At 58.3% G+C, this 18,517-nt stretch carries 17 protein-coding genes and 1 pseudogene; 7 read left to right on the top strand and 11 right to left on the bottom strand.

The features are described from left to right. Nucleotides 1–42: 42 nt before the first annotated feature. Complete coding sequence (locus ALO80_RS17065; protein ID WP_055009843.1) at nucleotides 43–801, bottom strand: thioesterase II family protein; 759 nt, start codon at nucleotides 799–801, stop codon at nucleotides 43–45. Nucleotides 802–1,118: 317 nt separating this feature from the next. Here ALO80_RS17065 and ALO80_RS17060 point away from each other — a divergent pair, with 317 nt between their 5' ends. Beyond that, nucleotides 1,119–1,655 (top strand): RNA polymerase factor sigma-70, encoded by a 537-nt coding sequence (locus ALO80_RS17060; protein ID WP_054986287.1) that lies wholly within the window; start codon nucleotides 1,119–1,121, stop codon nucleotides 1,653–1,655. A gap of 72 nt (nucleotides 1,656–1,727) precedes the next feature. On the opposite strand, the gene ALO80_RS17055 is transcribed toward ALO80_RS17060, so the two are convergent. Beyond that, complete coding sequence (locus tag ALO80_RS17055; protein WP_055009842.1) at nucleotides 1,728–2,252, bottom strand: SgcJ/EcaC family oxidoreductase; 525 nt, start codon at nucleotides 2,250–2,252, stop codon at nucleotides 1,728–1,730. Nucleotides 2,253–2,445: 193 nt separating this feature from the next. On the opposite strand from ALO80_RS17055, the gene ALO80_RS17050 reads away from it, so the two are divergent. The 4 genes from ALO80_RS17050 to ALO80_RS17035 are packed head-to-tail and all read left to right on the top strand — an operon-like array spanning nucleotide 2,446 to nucleotide 7,092. Next, entirely contained in the window at nucleotides 2,446–3,630 is a 1,185-nt protein-coding gene (locus ALO80_RS17050; RefSeq protein WP_055009841.1) for a sensor histidine kinase, read from the top strand. Beyond that, nucleotides 3,627–4,295, top strand: coding sequence for a response regulator (locus ALO80_RS17045; protein ID WP_054986284.1), 669 nt, complete (start codon nucleotides 3,627–3,629; stop codon nucleotides 4,293–4,295). Before ALO80_RS17050 ends, ALO80_RS17045 begins: the two co-directional genes overlap by 4 nt. Continuing rightward, nucleotides 4,292–6,631 carry an ATP-binding protein gene (locus tag ALO80_RS17040; RefSeq protein WP_055009840.1) on the top strand — a complete coding sequence of 780 codons (2,340 nt, stop codon included), beginning with the start codon at nucleotides 4,292–4,294 and terminating at the stop codon, nucleotides 6,629–6,631. The genes ALO80_RS17045 and ALO80_RS17040 overlap by 4 nt, the downstream gene beginning before the upstream one ends. Next, nucleotides 6,628–7,092: a response regulator gene (locus ALO80_RS17035; protein WP_054986282.1), complete on the top strand. Its 465-nt coding sequence runs from the start codon at nucleotides 6,628–6,630 to the stop codon at nucleotides 7,090–7,092. Before ALO80_RS17040 ends, ALO80_RS17035 begins: the two co-directional genes overlap by 4 nt. A gap of 10 nt (nucleotides 7,093–7,102) precedes the next feature. On the opposite strand, the gene ALO80_RS17030 is transcribed toward ALO80_RS17035, so the two are convergent. The 3 genes from ALO80_RS17030 to dusA all read right to left on the bottom strand — a co-directional run bounded on the left by ALO80_RS17030 (nucleotide 7,103) and on the right by dusA (nucleotide 10,369). Continuing rightward, a complete protein-coding gene (locus ALO80_RS17030) occupies nucleotides 7,103–7,534 on the bottom strand; it encodes a universal stress protein (RefSeq protein ID WP_054986281.1) in 432 nt (143 codons plus the stop codon). 148 nt (nucleotides 7,535–7,682) lie between these two features. Beyond that, the gene (locus ALO80_RS17025) at nucleotides 7,683–9,170 is read right to left on the bottom strand and encodes a glucan biosynthesis protein (protein ID WP_055009839.1); all 1,488 of its coding nucleotides are present in this window, start codon (nucleotides 9,168–9,170) and stop codon (nucleotides 7,683–7,685) included. Between the two features lie 179 nt (nucleotides 9,171–9,349). Then, nucleotides 9,350–10,369 carry a tRNA dihydrouridine(20/20a) synthase DusA gene (gene dusA, locus ALO80_RS17020; protein WP_055009838.1) on the bottom strand — a complete coding sequence of 340 codons (1,020 nt, stop codon included), beginning with the start codon at nucleotides 10,367–10,369 and terminating at the stop codon, nucleotides 9,350–9,352. Between the two features lie 27 nt (nucleotides 10,370–10,396). On the opposite strand from dusA, the gene ALO80_RS30885 reads away from it, so the two are divergent. Then, complete coding sequence (locus ALO80_RS30885; protein ID WP_144434232.1) at nucleotides 10,397–10,750, top strand: chorismate mutase; 354 nt, start codon at nucleotides 10,397–10,399, stop codon at nucleotides 10,748–10,750. On the opposite strand, the pseudogene ALO80_RS31770 reads toward ALO80_RS30885, so the two are convergent. The 6 genes and pseudogenes from ALO80_RS31770 to ALO80_RS16995 all read right to left on the bottom strand — a co-directional run. Then, a pseudogene (locus ALO80_RS31770) lies at nucleotides 10,728–10,958 on the bottom strand (DNA adenine methylase); the annotation flags it as partial. The gene ALO80_RS30885 and the pseudogene ALO80_RS31770 sit on opposite strands and share 23 nt — an antisense overlap. 50 nt (nucleotides 10,959–11,008) lie before the next feature. Beyond that, complete coding sequence (locus tag ALO80_RS17015; protein ID WP_055009837.1) at nucleotides 11,009–11,821, bottom strand: c-type cytochrome; 813 nt, start codon at nucleotides 11,819–11,821, stop codon at nucleotides 11,009–11,011. Nucleotides 11,822–12,294: 473 nt separating this feature from the next. Then, nucleotides 12,295–13,422 carry a sensor histidine kinase gene (locus tag ALO80_RS17010; RefSeq protein WP_055009836.1) on the bottom strand — a complete coding sequence of 376 codons (1,128 nt, stop codon included), beginning with the start codon at nucleotides 13,420–13,422 and terminating at the stop codon, nucleotides 12,295–12,297. Between the two features lie 134 nt (nucleotides 13,423–13,556). After that, complete coding sequence (locus ALO80_RS17005; RefSeq protein WP_055009835.1) at nucleotides 13,557–13,796, bottom strand: hypothetical protein; 240 nt, start codon at nucleotides 13,794–13,796, stop codon at nucleotides 13,557–13,559. Nucleotides 13,797–13,874: 78 nt separating this feature from the next. Continuing rightward, nucleotides 13,875–14,318 carry a S24 family peptidase gene (locus tag ALO80_RS17000; protein ID WP_055009834.1) on the bottom strand — a complete coding sequence of 148 codons (444 nt, stop codon included), beginning with the start codon at nucleotides 14,316–14,318 and terminating at the stop codon, nucleotides 13,875–13,877. A gap of 134 nt (nucleotides 14,319–14,452) precedes the next feature. Then, a complete protein-coding gene (locus ALO80_RS16995) occupies nucleotides 14,453–15,700 on the bottom strand; it encodes a M20/M25/M40 family metallo-hydrolase (RefSeq protein WP_055009833.1) in 1,248 nt (415 codons plus the stop codon). Nucleotides 15,701–15,939: 239 nt separating this feature from the next. On the opposite strand from ALO80_RS16995, the gene ALO80_RS16990 reads away from it, so the two are divergent. Continuing rightward, the gene (locus ALO80_RS16990; RefSeq protein WP_055009832.1) at nucleotides 15,940–18,309 is read left to right on the top strand and encodes a TonB-dependent siderophore receptor; all 2,370 of its coding nucleotides are present in this window, start codon (nucleotides 15,940–15,942) and stop codon (nucleotides 18,307–18,309) included. Nucleotides 18,310–18,517 lie beyond the last annotated feature (208 nt).

Here is an 18,517-nt window from a genome sequence, read left to right as displayed (position 1 = left end):
CCGCGAAGGGCGTCGCGCGCAAGGCAAAAGAGCCAAAAACGCTCAACCGGTTGCCCGGTTCAGTTGCCGTGACGTGCTGTTGCGCCAGCGCGCCAGGTGCAGCTCGCAATAACGCCGCAGGTGCCGGAGCAGCTGTATTTGCTCATCGACCAGATAGAAGTGATGCCCCTCGAACATGTCCAGGGAAAAGCCGGTGCAGGTCTCTTCCTGCCAGTCGAGCAGTTGCTCGACGCTGACACTGTCCTGCTTGCCGCCGAAAACATGGATCGGCAGGTTCAGCGGCTCGCGCTGGCCGTAGACGAAGCTGCCGCAGAGCAGAAAATCGGCGCGCAGGATCGGCAGCATCAATTGCATGAGTTCATCATTGGCGATGACGTTTTCACTGGTGCCCTTGAGCGTGCGCAGCCGGGCAATCAGTTGCTCATCGGTCTTGGCCTGGGCGTATTCGCTGACATCGCGGCGCACCGGGCCGGCTGTAGCCGATGCGAAAAGCGCCAGCGGCGCAGGCAGCCCTCGCTCACCCAATGCATGCGCCAGCTCAAAGGCCAACAGACCGCCAAGGCTATGGCCGAACAACGCATAGGGCTTGTCGAGGTCAGCGCTGATTTCGTCGGCCAGGTGACTGGCCAGTTGCACGATGTCCGTCTGCAACGGCTCTTCCATGCGCATGCCGCGACCAGGAAGTTCCAGAGGTCGTACATTCAGCCACTCCGGCAATTTACGACGCCAGGGGCTGTAGAACATTGCGCTGGCACCGGAATAAGGCAGGCAGAACAGCGTCAGGCTCACCGGCGTGCTCATGTCGGAACCGTCCGTCGGTGGGCGCGGATGTAAAAGCGGCGATGCGCATGATCGAAACGCATGGGGTTCTCCTGGGGTGTTCCCTGACCGCAACCGTGGTCGGGCCTGTCACCAATGAGAACGGATGGCGTCTGCAAATAATTAGGCGGGGATGCGCCCCTCGGGAGCGTATGTAGCAAGACCGCACTTTTAAAGTGCGCTGATTGGCTTTCGCATTTGACAATAATTATCATTAAGGCTAATTTGTTGCCCCATGTGACAGTGCCGCCTCTTCTGCGGCCCTCCCCCTCCATTGTTCAAGCAGCAAGGTGAATTCCATGACGGAACACGTAATCACAAGTAAGTGCGACTCACCATTACTCCAGGCATTCGTCGACAACTACCTGCTGCTGGTCAAGATTGCGGCGCGCATCGTGGGTTGCCGGTCGCGGGCCGAGGACGTGGTGCAGGACGCCTTCTTCAGACTGCGCTCGGCACCTCAGGCGACGCTGACGTTCAAGGCCCAGCTCAGTTACCTGTTTCAAATCGTGCGCAATCTGGCCATCGATCATTACCGCAAACAGGCGCTGGAACAGAAATACACCGGCCCCGAGGCCGAGGGGCTGAATGTGGTGATTCAGGGTGCATCGCCGGAAACCTCGCACATCAATTTCTCCAGCCTGGAGAAAATTGCCGATGCCCTGACCGAACTGCCGCCGCGCACACGCTACGCGTTCGAGATGTACCGCCTGCACGGCGTCCCGCAAAAGGACATCGCCAAGGAGCTGGGGGTCTCACCGACGCTGGTCAACTTCATGATCCGCGATGCACTGATTCATTGCCGCAAGGTCAACGGCGCCAACGCCGAGGCCTGACGGCAAGCGGTCGAGACAAAAAATCCGGAGCAGTGGCTCCGGATTTTTCGTTTCAGCCTGGTGGACGACAGATCAGCGGCTGACCTGATATTCAGGCTGCACTTCCGGCATGGCCGAAGAGTGGTGGTTGAGGATCTTCCACTCGTTGCCGACGCGGTGGTACAGAAAGGTGTAACGCGCCTGCACCGTGCTCTTCTTGCCATCAGCAGCCGTCAGGGTAAAGGTGTAGACACCACTGTCCACTGCCGCATCGGGCCCCAGACGACGAATCTCGCGGTAGTTGATCTCACCTGCCGGCTTGAGCGCCAGGAAGTGATCGAAGTAGTCCTTGATCTCCGCCGGGGTCGCACGCACCTTGTTCGAGACCGTAGGCTGCAGGACCGCGTCCGGCGCATAAAGAGAAACCACCGTCTGCGAGTTCCCGGTCTTCAGGGCCTTGTTCCAGCGATCAAACAGACCGGCAATCTCCTTGTCGTTCACATTGCTTGGCTGCTCGGCGACCATGCGGTAGGTGTAGCCGGACGGCTCGGCAGCGGCCTGAACCATCGGCGCACTCACAGCAATCAACAGGGCCAGGGCGGTCAATTTCATTTTCATCGCTACTCTCCTACGGGGGATCTGTTCAGGGATTCAGTGAGTGCCACTTTGCCCTCCCCGCCACTGCGCGCCATCGGCCAACCGGGGTTAAGTGTGTATGCCAATCGGCAGATAGGCTTTATCTCCTGTTACAGTTCTAATAGCGTCACTTCTGTTATGCCCGCGCGGGCATCCACCCTCGCTGGAGCTTCCCATGCAAAGCCCTCCCCATGACCCGGCAAGCGCACTGGCCATCCGCAACCAGTATCGCCAGTCGCAAAGCCGCGCCGCACGCCTTCGCCTGCTGGTGGATACCGGCCAGGAACTGACCCAGCTGCCACCCGAAGCCATGCGCCGTCGGGTGCTGCAGCGCGCTTGCGCATTCGTGGCCATGGACCATGGGCTGCTGCTGGAATGGGGGATCGACAACAGCGTGCAAAGCACCGCCAGCCATGGCAGTGCGGAACGCCTGAGTACGCTCGAAACCGCTGCGGACCCGCTGGCCATCGGCCCGCAATGGCTGGAACGCAGCGGTCGCGACCTGCCTTGTGTGTTGCTGTTGCCTTTGCGCGGTGCCGACGAAGGCTGCTTTGGCACCTTGCTGCTGGCCAACAGCGTGAGCATCAATGCGCCGGACAACGAGGACATCGAGTCGCTGCAACTGTTGGCGACGTTGCTGGCGGCACACCTGGAAAACAATCGGTTGCTTGAAGCGCTGGTCGTCAGAGAGCGGACCATGTCCGAACTGGTTCGCCAGTTGTTCACCGCGCAGGAAGACGAACGCAAGCGCATGGCTTACGACCTGCATGACGGGCTGGCCCAGACGCTCGCCGGTCTGCATCAGAGGCTGCAGGGTTTTGCCGGTCGCTGCCCGGAACTGCCCGAACCGCTGGACGCCGACTTGCAAGCCATTCTCAAGCTGGCGCAGCACTGCGTCGGCGAAGGCCGACAGTTGATCAGCGGTCTGCGTCCGAGCGTCCTGGACGATTTCGGTCTGTTACAGGCAGTCGACAAAGAGGCCGACCGGCTGCGTGAAGCCGGAATCGCCGTGCAGTGGACGTCGCGCTCTCAGACGCGTCTGCCCAGTCACTTGGAAATTGCGTTGTTCCGTATCGCTCAGGAAGGCATCAACAATGTGTTCAAACACGCCAGCGCCAGCCGCGTGGAACTGGCGCTGGAACTGAATAACGACACTGTCTCACTCAGCCTGGAAGACAACGGCCGGGGTTTCATCACCGAGAAGCCGCGCAACGGCAGTGGCGTTCAAAAGCTCGGGCTGGTTGCGATGCAGGAGCGCGCCAGCCTTCTGGGCGGCCGCCTGACCTGCATCAGCCGTCTGGAACGCGGCACCCGGCTACGCGCAATCGTCCCTTTTACCGCAGACAAGGCAATGACATGACTGACACTGTGCGACTGGTTTTGGCGGACGACCACGAGGTGACCCGCACCGGTTTCGTCTCGCTGTTGGCGGGGCATCCGGAATTCGATGTGGTCGGCCAGGCCGCCGACGGCCAGCAAGCCATCGATCTGTGCCTGGAACTGCAACCGGACATCGCGATTCTCGATATTCGCATGCCGGTGCTCAACGGGCTGGGCGCGGCGCGGATTCTTCAGCAGCGCATGCCGGACCTGAAAGTGGTGATTTTCACCATGGACGACAGCACCGATCACCTGGAGGCCGCGATCAGCGCAGGTGCGGTGGGATACCTGCTCAAGGACGCCAGCCGCGACGAAGTGATCGCCGGTCTGCAACGTGTGGCGCGTGGCGAAGAAGCCTTGAACAGCGCTGTGAGTGCGCGCCTGCTGCGGCGCATGACTGAGCGCAATACCAACGGCGCAACCCTGCCGGAAGCCCTCACCCCTCGGGAACGTCAGGTGCTCGGACTGGTGGCGGGCGGCTTCAGCAATCGGGAAATCGGCGAGAAACTCGGTATTACGACCGGCACCGCCAAGGCACACGTGGAAAAAGTCATCGGCAAACTGGGGGCCTCGGACCGTACCCAGGCGGCAGTGCGTGGTGTGGCGCTGGGCCTGGTCAGCCAGTCGACGAGCGACTGGCGATGACGGCAACCGGCAGCAGCCGCTGGGAAGACCTTCCTCTACGCGGCAAGGCGCTGGTGGCGATTTCTCTGCCGCTGGCGATTCTCATGTTTTCCCTCGTGCTCATCTACATCGCCGAACGCCAGACCGCTCAGGCAGAGGAAGATGTACGGCGGGTGCTGCTCGTGCAAGGCGATATCCAGACCCTTCACACCCAGATCGCAGAAGGCGCGGCCAGCGTACGCGGCTACCTGCTGACCCATCAGGAAGACTTTCTGCCCGGCTACCTCAACGCGCAACCGCTCATCGAGGCGGCATTGACCCGACTCAACACCAATGTGCGCGACGAGCAGATGCGTGAACACCTCAAAGCCATCGAGCCGCTGATCAACACCAAGGTCGACGGTCTGGAAAAACTGCGCTCGATGAGCATGGAGGATCAACAAACCGTTGCCCGTATTCTGGTCGAAAACAAGTACGTTCTCGACCAGTTGCGCGAACGGATCGGCATCATGCGCGAACGCGAAGATGCACTGCTGGCCGAGCGTACCGAGGCTGCGGCGGCTACCCGCGAGCGTCTGCTGCTGTCCACCCTGCTGGCAGCCGCCTGCGGAATCTTCGGTGCCATTCTCGCCGTGCTGATGCTGTCCAAAGGCATCGTCGCCAGGGTGCATCAGGTGCAACGCAATGCCCAGCGCCTGGCACTTGGACACCCGTTGCTGCCCCAACCACCGGAAAAGGACGAGATCGGCCAGCTCGGCACCCGACTGGTCGAAGCCGGCCAGTTGCTGGCAGAACGCGAACGAGCGCTGCGCGACAACGAAGAGCGTTTGCGCTTGATCATCGAGGGCGTGAAGGACTACGGCATATTCGCACTGGACCGCGATGGCTATGTCATCACCTGGAACGCGGGTGCCGAGCGTATCAAGGGGTACACAGAACAAGAAATCATCGGCAAGCACTTTTCTGTTTTCTACCTGCCGGAGGAATGTCCGCAACATCCTGACATGGCGCTGCGTGAAGCTACGGTCAATGGCCGGTATACGGAAGAAAGCTGGCGCAGACGCAAGGATGGCAGTCGCTTCTGGGCCAGTGTGGTAATCACCGCTCAATATGACAGCCATGACGAACTGCGCGGTTTTTCCAAGATCACCCGCGACATCAGTGATCGCCGTGTCGCCGAAATTGCCTTGGGTACCGCGCGCGAGGAAGCCGAGCGTGCCAGCCGGGCGAAAAGCGAATTCCTGTCGCGCATGAGCCATGAATTGCGCACGCCACTGAACTCGATTCTGGGATTTGCCCAACTGCTGGACATGGATTCGCCTGCGAGCCAGCGGCCGCACATCGGCCATATCCTGCGAGCTGGCCAACACCTGCTGAAGCTGATCAATGAAGTGCTGGATATCGCCAGAATCGAAGCTGGACATGTTTCCCTGATTCTGGAACCGGTCTCGCTGTCCGGCGTACTTGAGGAGGCACTGGTGCTGGTCTCGCCGATGGCCGCCGACGCCAACATCGAATTGAAGGCGTTACCGCCGTTGCCTGACGCGCTTGGTGTGGTGGCTGACCGCCAGCGTTTGATTCAGGTGCTGCTCAACCTGCTGTCCAATGCCATCAAATACAACCGTCCCCATGGTGAGGTGCGGATTGAAATCGAGCATTCGGAACAGCAGGTTACTGTAAGCGTAGTGGACACCGGCTACGGAATCGCGCCAGAGCGTATCGGCCAGCTGTTCAAGCCGTTCGAGAGACTGGACGCCAACCCGAGTGTCGAAGGCACCGGGCTGGGGCTGGCGCTGAGCAAGAGCATGCTGGAAATGATGCAGGGCTCCCTGTCAGTGCACAACACACCGGATGAAGGCTGCCGGTTCATACTGGAGCTGCCGCTTGCGCTGGTACAAGCTCCCGCCGCTGCGCCGCCACGTCAGACTGACATGCCTCCCGACACCGCACCTGCCGTCCGCCCGCCTGCTCGCCCCGCCTATCATGGCAAGCTGCTGTGCATCGAAGACAACCTGTCAAGCATGGCGTTGATCGAGACGCTGCTGCAACGCAGGCCCGGTATCCAGCTGCTGTCGAGCATGCAGGGTCAGCTGGGGCTGGATCTGGCCCGCCAGCATGCGCCACAGCTTATCCTGCTCGACCTGAACCTGCCGGACATCAAAGGGCTTGAGGTGTTGCTACGTCTGCGGCGCTTGCCAGCGACTGCCCATACGCCGGTGCTGATGATTACTGCCGACAACAGCGACAAGGCCTGCTGCGAACTGAAGCGAGCCGGTGCAACGGCCATTCTGACCAAACCCATTCAGGTGCCGGTGTTTCTCGCCCTCCTGGACCAGTATTTACCGGAGCCCACATGACCGGAGACTTCCGCATTCTGATCATCGACGACCAGCGGCCCAATCTTGATCTGATGGAGCAGCTGCTTGCCCGCGAGGGGCTGACCAACGTGCTGAGCAGCACAGAGCCCTTGCGCACACTGGACCTGTTCAACAGCTTCGAGCCCGACCTTGTGGTGCTCGACCTGCACATGCCCGAATTCGACGGTTTTGCGGTTCTGGAACAACTCAACCGGCGCATCCCGACCAATGACTACCTGCCGATCATGGTCCTGACCGCCGATGCAACACGCGATACCCGCCTGCGCGCCCTGGCACTGGGCGCACGCGACTTCATCAGCAAACCGCTGGATGCACTCGAAACCATGCTGCGCATCTGGAACCTGCTGGAAACCCGCGCGCTGTACAAATCGCTGCGCAAGCTGGTGCCGCCGGAAAACATCGAGTTGCTGCGCCAGACACGGGTGCCCGCGCAGCCGTGAGGCGCAGGGTTTATTTGATGAGCGTCACTGGCACTGACACCTCGTGGATAACGCGCGTGGCCACCGAGCCCAGCAACAGACCACCGAAGTTGCCAAGCCCGCGAGTGCCCATGACCACTGCATCGCAACCAAGCCGCTGAACTTCGGCTTCAACCTGCTCGGCAACGTTGCCCAGATCGACGTGGGCCTGGAACGGCACGCCCGCAGCGGTCAGCAGCGCTATCGCATCATCCAGCACCCGTTTGCCCTCATTGGTCAGCCCGACCTTCACGCCATCGATCATGTCCGGCGCCAGATAAAGGCTGTAATCAATGGGGCTGGCTTGCACGTTCAGCACATGCACCTCAAGCGCCTTGGTGAGGTCGCCAGACAGCTCGATGACATAGCCCAGAGCGCGCATGGCGTGCTCGGAGCCGTCGAAAGGAACCAGGACTTTGTGCATGTGCGTTTTCCTTGATGAGGTGTGCGATCAATATAATCCGTTGGCTGGCAGGCAACCACTGCTGAACGGCAGCTTGTTGATTCAGGACAATAGGTGTCCACCTGCTGCAACGCTCAATACATCGAGCTGACCTGCCTGACCCACGCCATCAGAAAGGATGGTATTGGTATAACCAGGTCTCGGACAGTGTCTGATCACCCAGACGCAGATACAGGCGCATGTCCACCGCGTCTGTACCCTCTACGATCAGGTCGAACTGTGCCCGCCAATGCCCTGCCAGACCGTCGGATATTGCCTCGGTGTAAATATAGGAAAAACGGCCTCGTGAGCTGGACAACACCGCTTCCGGAAAAACACCGGACGGCAGTTGCTCCAGAGAGCGGCCGAGGAATTCAACCATGAACTTGCGCACGCCTTGCGGCCGGGGCTGTCCGGGCTGACCGCCATTACCGAGACGCGTCGCCACACAATGCGCCAATTCGCCGGGGTATGGCTCATCGGCCAGCCAGTGCAGACGATAACGCAGGCGATAATCTGTCCCAGGACCTGCCGGCTTTTTGGGCACCCACATGGCAACGATATTGTCGTGAATCTCATCGTCGGTAGGGATTTCAACCAACTGCACGGCACCCTCCCCCCAATCGCCCAGCGGTTCGACCCACAGACTCGGCCGCCGCTCGTAATGCACGCCATCCATATAATGATCGAAATTGCGATCCCGCTGCAGGAGACCAAAGCCGCGCGGATTATTGTCGCTGAACGCCGATGCCATGGTTCTCGGCGGGTTGTTCAGCGGTCGCCATATACGCTCACCCGATCCGGTCCAGATCGCCAGGCCATCGGAGTCGTGGACCTCGGGCCGCCAGTCAACGGCGGTCTTCTTTAACTGCTCACTGAACCAGTACATCGAACTGATCGGCGCGATGCCGAACCTCTGCACTTCACTGCGCATGAACAGCACTGCCTCGACATCCATGACGACCCCTTTGCCACGCTGTATGACAAAGCGATAGGCCCCACAGATACTTGGCCCATAGAGCAGCGCATACACAACAACGGCATCGGATTTTTCGCTGTCCGGCGTTTCAAACCAGAAGTGGGTGAAGTCGGGAAACTCTTCCGGACGCTCGGCCTGCGCAACATCCAGCGCGATACCTCGCGCGGAAAGACCGTATTGATACAGCTCGCCTATGGCACGAAAGTAGGCGGCACCGAGAAACGCGACCCAGTCGTTGTCGCGCCAATCGAGCTTTTGCTGGCCCACCGTGCGGCTTTCCTGAAAGCGAAAGCCAGCGAAACCGCCCCCGTTCGCCAACTGCTGCGCAGGGCTGTCGTCAGGCATATCGAAATAGGCCTGATCGTAGAGAATTTCTTTGGCAGCACCTTTATCGACTACATAGAGCCGTACCGGTTTGGGGAAGAATTTACCCGAATGAAAAAAGGTCACCGGGAATTGCCCCGGCCCCTTTGCAAACAAAGCGTACTCAGGCTTGAAGTGGATCTTGCCGTGAGCGTCATAGTCCAGTTTCGCCAGCACGTCCGCCGAGGGGCTGGACGGGACAATGTACGGTTGAGAGGCCGCTTCGCGTGCGCGCTGTACCAACAAATCAAAAGAAAAGGGCTCGACATCACCCATTTTCAACCGCTCGTCGGCCTGTGAGGAAGAAGGGATACCTGATACGAACAACAGAGCAGATATCGAAGAAAACTCGAGAAAGTTTCGTCGATTCAACATGGTGGAGGGCGGCCTTATGGACAGTAGACCTGAGCATAGATCAGCCTGCCAAAGCCACCCGTTCAACGCGTTTGTTCAGACTAATGCCCCTCGAGAAACGCCGCGGCCTGATCCAGCAATATCATCGGATTTTCCGCCTTGTGGATATCAACCGACAGCAACTGACGAAAACGTCGTGCGCCGGGGAACCCCAGGCCGAGCCCGAGCATATGCCGGGTGACGTGGTGCATGTTACCGCCGCTTGCAATATGCGCCGCGATGTAAGGCCGCATCGCCTCCAGCGCAGCATGGCGGCTTATGACCGGTGCTGTGCTGCCAAACAATTGCTGATCGACGTGGGCCAGCAGATAGGGGTTGTGATAGGCCTCACGGCCCAGCATGACGCCATCAAACGTCTTTAAATGATCATTGCACTGCTCAAGCGTCTTGATGCCGCCGTTGAGCACAATCTCCAGATCGGGAAAATCAGACTTCAACTGCGCAACCACGTCGTAGCGCAGCGGCGGAATATCGCGATTCTCCTTGGGTGACAGCCCTTCCAGAATCGCGATGCGCGCGTGAACCGTAAAACTCTCACACCCCGCCTCATGGACCTTGCCGACGAAATCACACAGTTCGGCGTAGCTGTCACGACCATTGATACCGATACGGTGCTTGACCGTAACCGGAATAGCCACCGCATCGCGCATGGCCTTCACGCAATCAGCGACCAACTCCGGATGCGCCATCAGGCACGCGCCAATCATGTTGTTCTGCACCCGATCACTCGGACATCCGACGTTCAGATTGACCTCGTCATAACCCGCCTCCTCAGCCAGCCGCGCACACGCCGCCAAGTCCGCCGCCGTGCTACCGCCCAACTGCAACGCCAACGGGTGCTCGGTCTCGTCATGACGCAAGAACCGCTCACGGTCGCCGTGGAGCAAGGCACCGGTAGTGACCATTTCGGTGTACAACAATGCGTGCCTGGACAGCAGGCGCAGGAAGTAGCGACAGTGATGATCAGTCCAGTCCATCATCGGCGCAACGGAGAAGCGTCGGGATAGTACAGGGCTTGATTTGCCAGTATTTACTGGGCTTTCTGTTTTTTCGGTGCTCATCAATACTGATTTTTTATACAGCGGTTTATGGTCATTTTTGCTTGTTTTCTGAAAGTGGATGGCAGGGTATACAAACCAAAATCAGAAACGTACCCATTCGAAACGGGCACAACCACACCACGTAAACGCAGGGGTAACAGTACTGCTTACTGCACGAGGATACGGTTTAATCGAAGCGGCCAGCGAGTTTATCAGGAAACCCAAACCTTCGACCGCAAGCAGGTTGGTCAGGCCTGGATGAAACGACGTGAAGCCGAGCTAACAACGCGCGGTGCAATGAAACACATAACTCGCAAAAGCGTCAGCATCAAGCAGGTGATCGACCGATGTTTTGATGAGTTAGAGATGGTCATCATCACCTTGCCTTGCAACGTCGCATGAAATCACGCCATCCGCCCATAATTCTCGAATGGGAAATCCACACCGTACCCGGCCATCTGCAAGCAAGGCCGGTCCATTGATGGAAGGTGTGACGCCGGTCGTAGCGTTAGTCGCACTCAAGCCACGGCAGGCTTTCCACGTACGTACCTGTCAAACGCTGCCAGCTGCGGAGGTTTTCCTCGATCCGCAGCAGGTTGATGGCTGGTCCCGCCACCCGGTCAATAGGTGATATGAGTGGCGCTGACACCCAATCATCTATTACGGCTGAACCTTTCGGCCTGACATATGTTTTAGGTAACTCAACAGCAGGTCAAGGTCTTCATCCGGCAGCACGTCTGACGAAAATCCGGGCATTTTTGCCTGTGGCCATTGGCGCAGGCTTTGCGGGTTACGAATGTAGCGCTTGAGAACGTCTACGCCAAAGTATTCGATTGGGCTGTACGGGATGTTCAAGTCCGGTCCGACCTGAGCATCGCCCGCACCGTTGATTCGATGGCAGGCAAGGCAGTTCTTTTGAAACAATGCAAACCCCTTGTTAACGGGGTCGTCTGCCGTTAGCTCGGGGCTCGGCAGCAGGACCGGAAACCGCTCGGACAAGAGGGCAATGCGTTTGATACTGGACACTTCAAATGGCCATTGTTCAGGGCCCACGCCGCCAGCCTGCGGATTGGTCCACACCACATAGAAGGGCCCAGCGCTCTGCTGGCGTCCGGGCAGCGCAGGCCAGGGTTCGGACGGGTCCTCGATGGCGAGCCAGGCACGGGCCCCTTGGGCGCTGAGCAGCGGCGCCGCCGATAACTCAGCCGCAAAGCCGTCCAACGCTACAATTTGCAGGTGATCCTCTGGTTTTATGCCTGTCAGTAACGATGCCAGGGGCACTGCGCGATAGACCATATCCCGTTTATAGGAAACGTCATCAGGAACGGTAATGGTCTGTGCCAATGGATGCTTGAGCAATGCCTCGCTCTGCAAGACTTTACTGCTGCTCTCCGGCTCCAGAGCCAGGTTCAACTGTGCGGCATACGCCGGCACACCGGACAGCAAAATCCCGAGTAGCATCAGCATCTTCATGCTTGCTCACCTCCGTCTTGTGGATGTAACGCAGCGAATAGCCAAAGCGCCCAATAGTAAACCGATGTTTTTACAAGACTATTTAAATTTATTTCACCAAGGCATAGAAGCAGGGTCACCTTGGTTAAACGACAGGAAACATCTTGAGGGCTGATACATCTCAATATTTATGAGGCAAACGTATCAACAATCTGCGTCACGCAACGTTATAGCCATGGCTATCAAGTCGACTGCCGCCGGATATGCATGAGTGGCCAATGCCTGACCGCAGGTTCCATCATCTGCAGCCGTCAAACATCCCTCCCTCAGTTGTGCCGTACTCGCCAACGCTGTAGCACGAGGACCTGAGCCCTCTGGACGAACTGACATGGCATCGATCTGGCGAGCTGTCGGCAGAGGGTTCGTTCGAAAGCGGCGGTTCAGCTTGAGTCAGGCTCGCCTGGATTCAAGCCAAGACCAAAACTGACAAAGCATCACTCCGCATTCAGAGGAATAGACACGGCAAACGTAGTGCCAAGGTCCGCTTTTGACGTCACGTCGATATGCCCGCCATGAGCATCGACGATCTTGGCGACGATGAACAAACCCAGTCCCAGGCTTGAATAAGGCCCGTTGTCTGTCATCTTTTCGGGCGAGTAGCGGTCCATCGGGTTGAAGATGAACGGAAGCACGTCTTCGGCAATCGGACTGCCCGTGTTGTGCACGACGAACTGCAGCGCACCCTCGGAGACTGCCAGCGTTACCTCGACAGGATCGCGGCTGTTGCCGTGCTGTACGGCATTGCCGATAAGGTTGGAAAAGACCTGCTCCAGCCGATCACCATCAAAGCTGCCTATAACCGGATAGTCAGAGGTCAGGTGGATATCCGCCTCTGGATTGACCGTACGGGATTCGTCAACGATCCGAGCGCAAATCGGCTGGATATCCGTCCGGGTCTTTTTCAACGGTATGCCGGGACCGATCTGTGAGCGTGTGAAGTCCAGCAGATCGCCGACGATCTGGTTGGCCCTTTTCACGCTTGAATAGATCCTTGACGCCACCTTGGTCGGTCGCGCGCCAAGGTCATTGGTGCGTAACAGCACATCCGCACCCAGCAATATGGCGCTTAACGGAGTACGCAGGTCGTGTCCGAGGATCCCGAGGAAAATATTGCGCGAAGCCTGAACCGCGCCGGTGTAACTTGAGATGGATTCCGCGAGAGCCTGGTCTATTGCTTCGTTGAAGCGGATCATGTCCTCGATCTGCTGTTGAGTGTCCGAGGTCTCTCGGGTCATCCATTGCTTGATGACGCTCGCCCGTAGTGCCCGGAATTCCGAGACCACCTGATCAATGGTGAAGCCTGACATCAGTCGCGTGATCGCGTGGCTTTTCGCTGCGGTGTCTTCTTGCGACACCACCTGACCTTGTGATTTTTCGACCTGTTGCTGCGACGACTGATCCGTTCCCAGATCAGTGGCAATGGCCCTGAGCATGCGCTCGACGTGATTCCTGAGCTCTCGGGTATCCAGAGGTTCGCTCAACGCGGACATGGTGCGCGCAAAATCGGTCCATTCCCGCACGATAGGCTCGATATTCTCAAGGATAAAGCCCGATAACCGCATAGCAATTCAAACCTGGAAATATCCCCGCAAATTACAGATTCACGGGGTGAGTTAAACACTGATTCCGATCAAAACGACGGAAATACTCTGTTAGATAAACTTCACGCAGGCTGGAGGATTGGCCGAGTCCCGAGTCAATCGACAAGCGCCTGCAAACGCGCCTGAACTGCGTCGTCAAAAATGATGTAAAGCGCCTCGGCATCAGCAGGTCGCAACTTTTTGCTTGTCTCAAGACCGTGAATGTATTCGATCTGCAATGCCCCTTCGGCTTCCACGTCAGCGCGGGTACTGGTTGCGTCGAGCGCTCTTACCAGATCACTGACAGCCCCCTGGACAGCCTTGGGAAGTCGTAACTGGTCAAGTAGTTCCTGCATGCGCTCAATTTCCGGGTAAAAACCATAGGGTCGGCAGCAGATCACGCGAGCGCTTGCAATGCAAGGCCAGGCGCCTGTTCATCGATGAGCTGAAGATGCGGTGCGGCCTTCAAGAAGGTTTTTCAGGCTGTAAGTCACCACGCCGAGAATGATCAGATCATCGTGATCAGTGACATGCAGCGACGGATAATCCGGGTTTTCGGACTTGAGGATCACGACATCGCCACGCATGTGCAAACGTCGGCACAGCTGCCGCGTGTTGAGTGAAGCGACAACGACGTCACCGTGCTCGGCATACTGGCTGCGGTCGACAACCAGCATGTCCCCCCTGCGCATGCCGCCACCTTGCATGCCCTCATCCTCGACCCTGGCCAGATAGACGTGGGGCTCACGGACCTCACAAAGCTCTGCGATAGAGACATGTTTCTCGACCACTGGCGACCTGGAGCCAACGGATGACAGGGATAGCAGCGGGAGCTTGATGCCCCCTGCGGACAACGGGCCAAGGAAAGTGACACTCATGAGACGGGCCTTTTATGATTAGCTGTATGCATATACAGTTAATCGTTTATCAGGCTTCAGGTCAATCTCGAATGCCTGACGCTTCGACCAATGGCGCGGACTCGACAGGGCGCACGGCTATCGCTCGCTGACTGTCAAGGTGCCTCACCTCCTCCCGACAGCTGCGTAATCAATGCCACTGTCAGGTAGAGCCTGGGCGCAATGCTCGACAGTTCGATGTATTCATCATCGGCATGCAAGCCAGCGCCGACCACGCCCATTGTTTCAAGCACGGCAGGCTTTGCGCTACCCGGTACATAGGCGTAGCCCGCATCCGTACCAAAACGCATGGCGATAGGCTCTATCGTGCGACCAATCTTCTCGTAAAGCGCCTGTGCAGTTTTCGCCAGGTGTTCGGAACCAGGGTTCCTGGCGAGCGGCGGACGGCCTTTTTCCATACGCAAGGTCACTTCGGTACCGTCGATGAGTATCTTCTTCACAATCCGCTGACCGTCAGCGAGCACCCGGTCGCTTTCGCTCAGATCGGAATAACGCATATCTGCTTCGGCTGAAGCGCTGGAAGGAATGATATTGCGCTTCTCCCCGCCTTTGATCAGGGTCCAGTTGACGGTCGTCCCCTTGCCCGGATCGCCAAGGTCCTTGAGTTGCAGCAACTGATGCGCCAGCTCGATGGCCGCGTTGCGCCCTGCTTCGGGAGCAGAACCTGCGTGTGACGATTTGCCTTTGACATCGAGGAGCAGACCATTGATGCCGTTGGTGGCGACGGTTACGGCGTCTTTATCAGGGGGTTCGTACGAGAACACGTAATCATGCTGGCGAGCGAGTTCGGCGATGACTTTTTTCGATCCGCTGGAGCCGGTCTCCTCGTCCGGATTGAACAGCACGGTGATCGTACCGAAATCCTTGAAGTTCTGGTCCTGCAGCAATTGCAGCGAGTGCAGAATCATCGCCACGCCCCCCTTGGCATCTGCCACTCCGGGACCATAGGCGCGTTCGCTGTCGAGCCTGAACGGACGTCTGGCGGCAGTGCCCGGTCCAAATACCGTGTCGTAGTGGACCATCAACAGAAAAGACCGGGTGCCATTACCTTTGAACGTGCCGACGATGTTGTCACCCGCTGAGGGATCTGCCGGCGAGGTAGTGACTTGGGCACCAAGCGCCTTGAGACGCTCGACCAGCATTGCGCTGACGGTTTTCAGACCAGCTGCCTGGCCGGTACCGGTATCGATATCCACCAGTTGCCGGACGGTTTCGAGGTAGGGCTTTTGTTCGGCCTGGGCTTTTTTCAGCAACTGACCGGATGACGGTTCGGCGGCGCTGGCCCCCATGCAGAGCAGGGAAAATCCGATAGCGGCAGTGATGGGAAAGCGTCGTGAATGCATGCTGGTTCCTTCAGATCATCGCGAGTTGAACCGTATCTTTACCCCAATGCACTGCTCAACGCCACCAGCGAACCTTCGCTACAAATATGTATGAGAATGTAACTGATAGTGATTAGCATTTATTATTTTGTGAAAATTTTGTTAACCTCGCCCTCCGCCGCGGCCCGTCACGACTTATCAGGCAGTGCACCGTCAACCCGCTTTCCCGTCACGCCCCAGTCTCAGCAGGAATGATCCTAATGCTTCGTCCGTTTCTACCTTCGTTGACCGGCCTTGTAGCACTCGGCCTGTCAGCCGCAGCCCTGGGCAGTTCCGTTCAACTCGATCTGCCTGCACAGCCGCTTTCCAGATCGCTCGCACAACTGAGTCAGGCGGGCGGCATGCAGATATCGGTTGATGAACAGTTGCTTGCGAGCAAGCAGGCACCGGCCCTCAAAGGCAGCCTTGAACCGGCTCAGGCATTGAATCAGCTTTTGCTGGGCAGCGGCCTTGATGCACAGGTACAGGGCAATGCTGCGAAGGTATTCCTGCCTGCCAGCGGTGGCTCGATGACCTTGGGCAACGTGGACATCAGCGCCCAGACCGGCATCGCCGGAATGGCCACCACAGAAGGCAGCGGTTCGTACACCACGGGCTCGATGAACAGCGCAACCGGACTGCCCCTTTCGGCTCGCGAGACACCACAGTCGGTCAGCGTGATCACCCGTCAGCGAATCGAAGATCAGGGCATGAACGACCTCAATGATGTCGTTAAATATGCACCCGGCGTGACACTGCGCAAATTCGGCTCGGACCGTCAGCAGTTTCTGGCACGCGGCTTTACCATCGATAATCTGATGTATGACGGCCTGCCGACGATTGTCAGCACCTTTACACTGGACACCATTTCCGGCGCTGATCTGGCGTTGTACGACCGCGTCGAAGTGGTCCGCGGCGCGACGGGGCTGATGACCGGTGCAGGCAGCCCGTCGGCAACGCTGAATCTGATCCGCAAGCGCCCGACTGCGACTCCCCAGGTGAGTGTGACCGCCAGCGCCGGAAGCTGGGACCGCTACCGGACCGAGGTAGACGCATCAAACGCGCTCAACGATGCCCGAACATTGCGCGGCCGCGTGGTGACAGCCTATGAAACAGGCAACAGTTTTGTCGATGAGCGCGATAAAGAACGTCAGACGTTCTATGGCGTTCTGGAAGCCGACCTCAACGAATCGACGACCTGGACCATCGGAGCCTCGAAACAACGCGATGACGCGACCTCCGACTGGGGCAGCCTGCCGTCAGGTCCTAACGGTGAGAACCTTCATCTGCCGCGCTCCACGTTCCTCAGTAACGACTGGGCGTATTGGGACAAGGATAACGTCAGTATCTTCACTGACCTGACCCATCGTTTCGACAACGGCTGGAGCAGCAAGCTGGCAGCGACCAGAATCTGGGCTGAGTCCGATATGTATTCCAACTACCTGACCGCCCTTGGCACCGGTTATGGCCAGGCGGCCGGTCAGTACGACACCACAGACGTGCAGACCAGCCTGGACGGCTCACTGTCCGGTCCATTCCAGCTACTTGGCCGACAACACGAGCTGATGCTCGGCGTGAGTCGTCGCGAAGAAAAGTTTGACCAGAAAGGTGGTTTTTATGGCTCCACGCCGGTCGACATCTATAACTTCAACCCCAAACTGATTGCAAAACCTGACCCTGCCACGCGTACTGCTTACGTCAACCAGAACACAGCCACCGAGGAAGGCGTCTACGCTGCCGCGCGCTTCAACCCGATTGATCCGTTGCACGTTATCGTCGGCAGCCGCGTTAGCTGGTACGACTACCAGAACCGTTCGGCCAGCAATGGCGACTACAAGGTCATTCGGGAGGTGACGCCCTATGCCGGCATCGTCTATGACCTGAACGACACCTATTCCGCCTACGCCAGCTACACCGAAATCTTCAAGCCGCAGAACCAGCTGGACGCAGGAGGCGGCGTGCTTGAGCCGATGACGGGCGAAAGCTACGAAATCGGCCTGAAAGGCGAGTACTTCGACGGTGGTCTGAATGCATCGTTGGCGCTGTTCGACATGACTCAGGAAAACCGCGCGTACGCCATCGTCAATCCGCCAGTCACCTGCCAGCAGCAGAATCGCACTTGTTACGAAGCGGCGGGCGAAGTGCGCAGCAGGGGGGTCGATGCCGAGATCACTGGCCAGTTGACACCGGACTGGCAGGCATCAGCCTCCTACACGCTGGTGCTGAGCCAGTACGTCAAAGACCGGAACAATGACAAGGGCGACCTGTTCGCACCCAATCAGCCCAAGCATCTGTTCAAGGCGGCGACCTCTTATCACCTGCCCGGTAATTTGAATCACTGGCGCGTGGGCGCAGACGTCCTGGCGCAAAGCGATACATACAACAGAGTCGGCAACGGTCATTCCGCGCAGGACGCCTACGCTGTTGTGGGGCTGATGGCAGGCTACCGTTTCGACGAGCACTGGGATGCGCGGATCAATCTCAACAACGTATTCGACGAAAAATACTGGCAAGGCATTCCTACGGCCACCGGCAGCGGCGTATACGGTGACCCGCGCAACCTGATGGTCTCGCTGAAGTGGTCGCTTTGAATCTCGCAGGCTGCAGGCTGCCTGATAACCGTTAAATGCATATCAAGGGAACAAGCAGTCCGCGCGAGGCTCAAAAACAGTCTAGACAAAGGTATTCACGACAATGCCGCCCCTCAGGGCCTATCATCGGCAGCAGGAAACGCTGCGGCCTTGAGTGGTCGGCAGCGCTCGGGTAATGTCATCCAACCGCACAGGACAGAGCACGCTC

Origin of the sequence: Pseudomonas caricapapayae, assembly GCF_001400735.1 — a bacterium.
Lineage (GTDB): Bacteria > Pseudomonadota > Gammaproteobacteria > Pseudomonadales > Pseudomonadaceae > Aquipseudomonas > Aquipseudomonas caricapapayae.
The sequence above is the reverse complement of the archived record's forward strand: the minus strand, read 5'-3'. Positions and strand labels throughout refer to the sequence as shown.